We start from the raw sequence: 6,011 nt of genomic DNA, 5'->3' as shown, positions 1-6,011 counted from the left end.
CCCCGTCGTTATTGGCTTCTTCGCGATTGATCATGAATTAAACCGGACACTACTGCTGTTGCTTACATTCTGATTGTGCAATCCGTGCGTTTCCGAAGCCGGGCTCTGTGGAGTTCGAATGGAGAGACGAATGAACAACCCTGCATTTTCCACCAACCGCGCCTGCGGCTTTGAAGCGGCAGCTGTGTGGTCAATGGAGCGGCATTCCGAGGGCGCATTGTTCAATCGTCAGGGCGCTCATGCGCTTGTCAACTATTCTGTTTCACCTATTCTGATATTCCAAAGCCTCATGTATAAATCGCGGAACAGATGAGATTGCAGTCCCGTCTGTTCTCTTCCTCTCCCCCTGCCGTTGCAGGGGGAGAGGATCCCTCCCGCAAACACAGGGCATGACGGTTTATGCCGTTCGCGGCAGGAATGGATTCACCTGTCCATCCCCGGCACGGGCGCGTGTCACTTGCCTCCACAAAGTCAGGAAACTGTCAGGAAGCATTCGGTAGCTTCCGCACACTGTCATATCGAATGATGCCAAGTATAATTGCCAGCTTCGCAGATGGAATGATGTGATCAGTCACACCATGAACAAGACGCGAAGACAGCCAGGAGGTCTGCTGATGGAATTCGACAAGGCACTGATTTTGAACTCTGATTTCTTCTCCCCGGTCATCGATCCGCGCCCGTCGCCGATCATTGCGATAACCAAAGGAGTGCCCGCCCCGCGCGGCCGTCGTGCCAAATACCCCTTCCCTGCCATGGAGATCGGTGATTCGTTCTTCGCTCCGGGAAGCTCGGTGATCGGGATCCACGGCTGTGCCCGTCGCCACCGCCCCATGCGCTTTACCTGTCGCTCTATTGTGGAGGATGGTGTGGCCGGCATCCGGGTTTGGCGAATCTCGTAGTCGATCCTCACCGCTGGACATCGGGCGCGCGCCACCTATAGTCCGCCCGATGCAGCACCCTTCCCCACGCGATGTCGTCAACCGTCAGCTCGTTGTCTACAACGCGCATGATATCGACGGTTACTGTGCACTCTTCGCCGATGATGCAACGATCTCCGATCTCGTCACCGGCCAACTGATCTGCAGCGGCCTCGACCAGATCCGCGAAGTCTACACCAAGCGCTTCGCCGAGAATCCACAACTCCGCTGCACCGTCCACCAGCGGATCGAGGGCCCCACCCACGCCATCGACAAGGAAACCGTCTACGGTCTGCCGACCGGGGACCTGCACATCATGGCCATCTACGAAGTGCGCGACGGTTTGATCCGCAGCCTCAAGTTCATTCGCTGGACGGACTGAGGACGAGCGCTCCACGCATTCAACACGCATCATGAGCGCACTTGAGCCGCGTATCCATTACCGGTGCCACCCAAAGGGCAGATGGCCGGGACAAGCCTGGCCATAATGAATCAATGGGACTGCCCCAACCCCTACTCGGGATAGTCCGCATCACCTGCCGCCGGCGCCCGGTTGAACAGGATGAACATCAGCGCATTTCCCGGCTCGCTGCTGGCATCGCTGCGGATGGCGCCAACTTCGCCGTCCACAGGGCTTGCATATTCGGCGACCGTCTCGCCAAAGGCATTGCGCTGCACGACCACCTTCTGGCCGGCCTGCACCTTGTCATTCGGAGCAACCAGATGCTCGATGAAGCCACCCTGGGTCGCCAGGATCGGTGCGGCGCTGTTGCCGATGAACATGCCTGCGTCTGCACCCGTCCGGCCGATCGAGCCGCCGACGACGCCGTAATGCTTCAGCACGTTCATCGTGCCCTCCACGAAGGGCGCGATCATGTCGGGGGCGAGGATGCGCGCCGCCCCCACCTCGGGGCAAATGCTGGGTATGCCAGCGTCAGTGAAGGCGTTGTGCAGAACACCAGGGTAGGCTGGTGAGTCAAGAACCTGACGGACTGGAAAGAGGTCGATGATGGCTTTGACCTCGGGTATCTCCCTGTTCCCGATAATCCAGTCGTTGCAATCAAGCCCGGTCGTGCCGGTATGGAAGTCGAGAGCGATGTCGGAGTTTGGCCTGAGCACGCGGTTGAACAGCAGGCCAGCCTGGCGGCTCGAGGCAGTTGTGCCATTCTCGTTGCCTGGCCATTCGCGGTTCATGTCCACGAGATCGATGCCGCGTCCCTGGTTGGGCCAGCGGCGTTGCATGCCTTCGAGGGCCGGGCGCGCAATGTCGAACACCGCCATCACGCTGCCAGCCATTTGGGCCGGGTCGAGTTGTTCCATCACCAGCTGCACCACGCGGATCGAGCTCATCTCATCGCCGTGGACGCCGCTGGTCAGCGTGATGCGCTTGCCGGGCAGGCGTCCCTTGGCCACCATCACCGAGACGAGCCACGGCTGCCCCGTCGCCGACTCCACGCCCTGGAAATACAGCAGGTGCTTCTGCCCTGGCTCGAGATCGGCAATGTCCAGCGTGCTGACCACCTTCTTGCCCTTCACCACATCGCCGGTGAAGACGGTGTTGCCCATCGTGGCCGCCGCCCCTTGTCCAGCATCGGCGATCACCGCTGCGGCCGCCAGCGGAGCCACCAGGAAACTGCGCCGGTCCAGATTGGGAAGTGTCTCATTCGGCATGTCAGTCACTCCTCGCTGCGGTTCTGCCCCGGGCAAACGCCAGCAATGGCCAGCCGCGCTGCACGCGCAGCAAAGCTACTCCGGCTGGCGGGCCTCCTCAAGCGCGTCACCCGACCTGGCCTCCGAGAGCAGGTAGTAAACGACCGCCGCAAGCACGATGCTGCCCCCGAAGATGGCGGCTCTCGATGGCACTTCGGCAAAGATCAACCACACCCACACCGGGCCGAGCACAACGTCGAGCGTGCTGACGAGTCCCGCCTCCGCCGCCGGAATGTAGCGCGCGCCCACCAGCACGAGGTAATAGGCGAGCGCGGTATTGGTGATGCCGAACATGGCAAGCACGAACAGTTCATAGGGCGTCGGAATGGGAAACCCCCGCCAGCACAAGCCCGCCCACGGCGCAGACGGCTGCTGCCATTGCATTTACCAGGGCCATGTCCAGCCCCGGGTACTTCCGCGCCAGAACGATCTGCGTGCCCATGGCGAGTGTCATGAGCAGCGCAACCGCCACGCCAAGGAAGTTTCCGGGGTCGAGGGCGGCCCCGGCCATGACGGCAACCCCGGCCATGGCGGCGAGGCTCGCCGCCAGCATTCGTGCGGTAAGGCGTTCGCCGATGATTGCCCGGGCGAGGAGCGCCGTCACGAAGGGCACCGCGGCATAGACCACCATGACATTCGCCACGGTGGTGAGCTTCAGGGCAACGACATAGGCACCCATGGAAATGGTGGCGACCGGAACGGTGAGCCACAGCACGGAAGCGGGCGCTGTCGAGGAGGGTGCACCCCCGCGTCGCTTCATCATCACGATCACCAGCAGGGCCAGCACGGCAAACAGCGAGCGCCAGCCGAGAATGGTCCACACGTCGAGGTCAACGAGGCGGACGAATATGCCCGCCGTGCTCCACAGCGCCGTTGCACCCCCGACCAGCAGAAGCCCGAAGAGCCTCCGGTCAGGCGCGACCATCAGGTCGGCTTCACAAGTACGTGCTTCTTCTTGCCCATCGACAGCTTGATCACGCCGTCTGTCAGCATTGCGCGGGTCAGCGTCAGCTTCTCGTCCGACACCGCCTGGTCATTGATGCGGATGGCGCCGCCCTGGATGGAGCGCCGTGCCTCGCCGTTGGACGAGGCGAAGCCCGCCGCAACGCAGGCCGCCAGAAGGCCGGTGCCGGCGTCGAGGTCGAGGTCGAGCGTAGGCAGTCCTGCCGCGCTCTGGCCTTCCTCGAAGGTGCGGCGCGCCGTCTCGGCGGCTTCCTCTGCGATGGCGCGGCCATGCAGCATGGTGGTCGCCTCGGTGGCGAGGATCTTCTTGGACTCGTTGATCTCGGAGCCGCCGAGTGCACCGAGCCTGGCGATCTCTGCCAGTGGCATTTCCGTGTAGAGCTTCAGGAAGCGCGTCACGTCCGCGTCCTCGGCGTTCCGCCAGTACTGCCAGTAGTCATAGGGCGACAGCAGGTCGGCGTTCAGCCACACGGCACCCGACGCCGTCTTGCCCATCTTGGCGCCGGACGATGTGGTGAGGAGCGGAGACGTCAGCGCGAAGAGCTGCTTCTGGTCGCAGCGGCGGCCGAGCTCGATGCCGTTGACGATGTTGCCCCACTGGTCGGAGCCGCCCATCTGCAGCACGCAGTTGTGGCGGCGGCTGAGCTCGAGGAAGTCATAGCCCTGCAGGATCATGTAGTTGAATTCGAGGAAGGTGAGCGGCTGTTCGCGGTCGAGCCTCAGCTTCACCGAGTCGAAGCTCAGCATGCGGTTGATGGTGAAGTGCACGCCATAATCGCGCAGGAAATCGATGTAGTTCAGGTGGTCCAGCCAGTCGGCATTGTTCACCATCCGGGCGTCCGTGGCGCCCTCGCCGAAGGTCAGGAACCTGGTGAACACCTGGCGGATGCCGTCGAGGTTGTGGGCGATCTGCTCCACGCTCAGCATCTTGCGGGATTCGTCCTTGAACGACGGATCGCCGATCTTGGTGGTGCCGCCGCCCATCAGCGCGATGGGCTTGTGCCCGGTCTTCTGCATCCAGCGCAGCATCATGATCTGCACGAGCGAGCCCGCATGCAGCGAGGTCGCCGTGGCGTCGAATCCGATATAGCCGGTGATGGCGCCTGCCTTGGCCTGGGCGTCCAGGGCCTCGGGGTCCGAGATCTGGTGGATGAATCCGCGTTCTGACAGTACAGTGAGAAAATCGGATTTGAACTGGCTCATGGCGCTGCGGCTTTCGCGAAAGGCTGCGGGGTCTTAGCGCATGTTCCGATTAGATGGAACCATCTAATCGGAACATGCGCCAGATCAAAAGCTTGAGCATGATCTTGTCGCAAAAGTGGTTCCACTTTTGCGACAAGATCATGCTCTAGCACGGAGCTTCCGCCTGTCAAAACCGCTGACCGCATTGGGCCTGAGCTAGAGCAGCCGGTGCGAGCCGCTGAAACCAGCACCGGCCAAAGGCAAGTCTGGCTTGCGGATATGTTCAGCGCGGCGCTGGAAGACTCGCGAGAAAGCCGTCGATCAGCGCGGTCGTGGCCTGCGGCGCATCCACCACGGAGATATGTGCCGACTCGACGGTCTCGAACTTGCCCTGCGGCAGCGTCTCGGCGGCCTGGCGCAGCGAACTGGCCGGGTACATCTTGTCCTCGCTTCCGGCGATGAACAGAACCGGCACCCTGATGTTCCGCATGCGCGGCGCCAGCGGCTCGCGCTCCAGCAGCACCGAACGCACCGTGGTGGCCAGGGCAGCGCCGTTGGCCCCGCGCAGATGGCGGCGGAAATCCTCAAGTTCCGGACCGCCGCGGGCAATCGTTGCCGGCAGGAAGAAGGATTTAGCGGTGCCTTCGACAAATACGCCCATCCGGTGCAGCCGCCGCGCACCCCAGGTGATGAAACGGTCGCCAAAGCCCCGCTGCGAGGCGTTCACCGGCGTGTTGAGCATCACCACGGCCCGCGTGCGCTCCGGGTAGGTGAGCGCGAATTCGCCCCCCACCAGGCCGCCGTGTGAGGTTCCGACGATGACGACGGGCCCGCTGATCGCCAGCGCATCCAGGATCTGAGCCATTGCGCGGCCGCAATCCGCCATCGTGAAGGACCCGGGGGCCGGGCCGCTGTCGCCATGGCCGGGCCCGTCGACGATGACCAGCCGGTGGCGCTTGGCCCATGCGGCAATCTGCGCCCGGTAAATGGTGTGGTCCGCCAGGATCGACGGCCACAGCACGAGGATCTCGCCTCCGGCGGGCGTCTCGCCCGTGTCGCGGACGGCAAGCCGCCCAATCGCCGTTTGGATCATTGTGGGGGCGGGCAGCGGGATGGGGTCACTCATGGTTGCGGTCTTCTGGCGGTACGGAGCGGCTTGGAGGTATAGGGCCGCGCCCGGACCTGTTAAGTTAACGGCGTTAAGTTAGACCGTCTTGCGCATGATGTCAACAGTGTTAA

At 62.9% G+C, this 6,011-nt stretch carries 8 protein-coding genes; 3 read left to right on the top strand and 5 right to left on the bottom strand.

The genetic code is table 11. The features are described 5' to 3' along the window. The first annotated feature begins 130 nt into the window (after positions 1-130). The 3 genes from WCJ41_RS10155 (at position 131) to WCJ41_RS10145 (ending at position 1,299) form a co-directional block, all read left to right on the top strand. Complete coding sequence (locus WCJ41_RS10155; protein ID WP_336905739.1) at positions 131-313, top strand: hypothetical protein; 183 nt, start codon at positions 131-133, stop codon at positions 311-313. A 301-nt stretch (positions 314-614) separates the two neighbouring features. Next, positions 615-899: a hypothetical protein gene (locus WCJ41_RS10150; protein WP_336905738.1), complete on the top strand. Its 285-nt coding sequence runs from the start codon at positions 615-617 to the stop codon at positions 897-899. 49 nt (positions 900-948) lie between these two features. Beyond that, complete coding sequence (locus WCJ41_RS10145) at positions 949-1,299, top strand: nuclear transport factor 2 family protein (protein ID WP_336905737.1); 351 nt, start codon at positions 949-951, stop codon at positions 1,297-1,299. 131 nt (positions 1,300-1,430) lie between these two features. Here WCJ41_RS10145 and WCJ41_RS10140 read toward each other — a convergent pair whose 3' ends face one another. From WCJ41_RS10140 to WCJ41_RS10120, 5 genes are all read right to left on the bottom strand, one after another. Beyond that, entirely contained in the window at positions 1,431-2,588 is a 1,158-nt protein-coding gene (locus WCJ41_RS10140; protein WP_336905736.1) for a succinylglutamate desuccinylase/aspartoacylase family protein, read from the bottom strand. Positions 2,589-2,663: 75 nt separating this feature from the next. After that, a complete protein-coding gene (locus WCJ41_RS10135; RefSeq protein ID WP_336905742.1) occupies positions 2,664-2,921 on the bottom strand; it encodes an EamA family transporter in 258 nt (85 codons plus the stop codon). 16 nt (positions 2,922-2,937) lie between these two features. After that, positions 2,938-3,552 (bottom strand): DMT family transporter, encoded by a 615-nt coding sequence (locus tag WCJ41_RS10130; RefSeq protein WP_336905735.1) that lies wholly within the window; start codon positions 3,550-3,552, stop codon positions 2,938-2,940. Continuing rightward, positions 3,552-4,793: a tyrosine--tRNA ligase gene (gene tyrS / locus WCJ41_RS10125; protein ID WP_336905734.1), complete on the bottom strand. Its 1,242-nt coding sequence runs from the start codon at positions 4,791-4,793 to the stop codon at positions 3,552-3,554. Before tyrS ends, WCJ41_RS10130 begins: the two co-directional genes overlap by 1 nt. Before the next feature lie 262 nt (positions 4,794-5,055). Next, a complete protein-coding gene (locus WCJ41_RS10120; protein WP_336905733.1) occupies positions 5,056-5,898 on the bottom strand; it encodes an alpha/beta hydrolase in 843 nt (280 codons plus the stop codon). Between the last annotated feature and the right edge of the window lie 113 nt (positions 5,899-6,011).

Origin of the sequence: Aestuariivirga sp. (genome assembly GCF_037139295.1) — a bacterium.
Lineage (GTDB): Bacteria > Pseudomonadota > Alphaproteobacteria > Rhizobiales > Aestuariivirgaceae > Aestuariivirga.
This window is presented reverse-complemented; position numbering and strand designations above follow the sequence as displayed.

Coding starts and splice junctions, on each gene's coding strand:
- WCJ41_RS10155 (WP_336905739.1), top strand. CDS start 131: ATGAACAACCCTGCATTTTCCACCAACCGCGCCTGCGGCTTTGAAGCG.
- WCJ41_RS10120 (WP_336905733.1), bottom strand. CDS start 5,898: ATGAGTGACCCCATCCCGCTGCCCGCCCCCACAATGATCCAAACGGCG.
- WCJ41_RS10150 (WP_336905738.1), top strand. CDS start 615: ATGGAATTCGACAAGGCACTGATTTTGAACTCTGATTTCTTCTCCCCG.
- WCJ41_RS10145 (WP_336905737.1), top strand. CDS start 949: ATGCAGCACCCTTCCCCACGCGATGTCGTCAACCGTCAGCTCGTTGTC.
- tyrS (WP_336905734.1), bottom strand. CDS start 4,793: ATGAGCCAGTTCAAATCCGATTTTCTCACTGTACTGTCAGAACGCGGA.
- WCJ41_RS10130 (WP_336905735.1), bottom strand. CDS start 3,552: ATGGTCGCGCCTGACCGGAGGCTCTTCGGGCTTCTGCTGGTCGGGGGT.
- WCJ41_RS10140 (WP_336905736.1), bottom strand. CDS start 2,588: ATGCCGAATGAGACACTTCCCAATCTGGACCGGCGCAGTTTCCTGGTG.
- WCJ41_RS10135 (WP_336905742.1), bottom strand. CDS start 2,921: ATGTTCGGCATCACCAATACCGCGCTCGCCTATTACCTCGTGCTGGTG.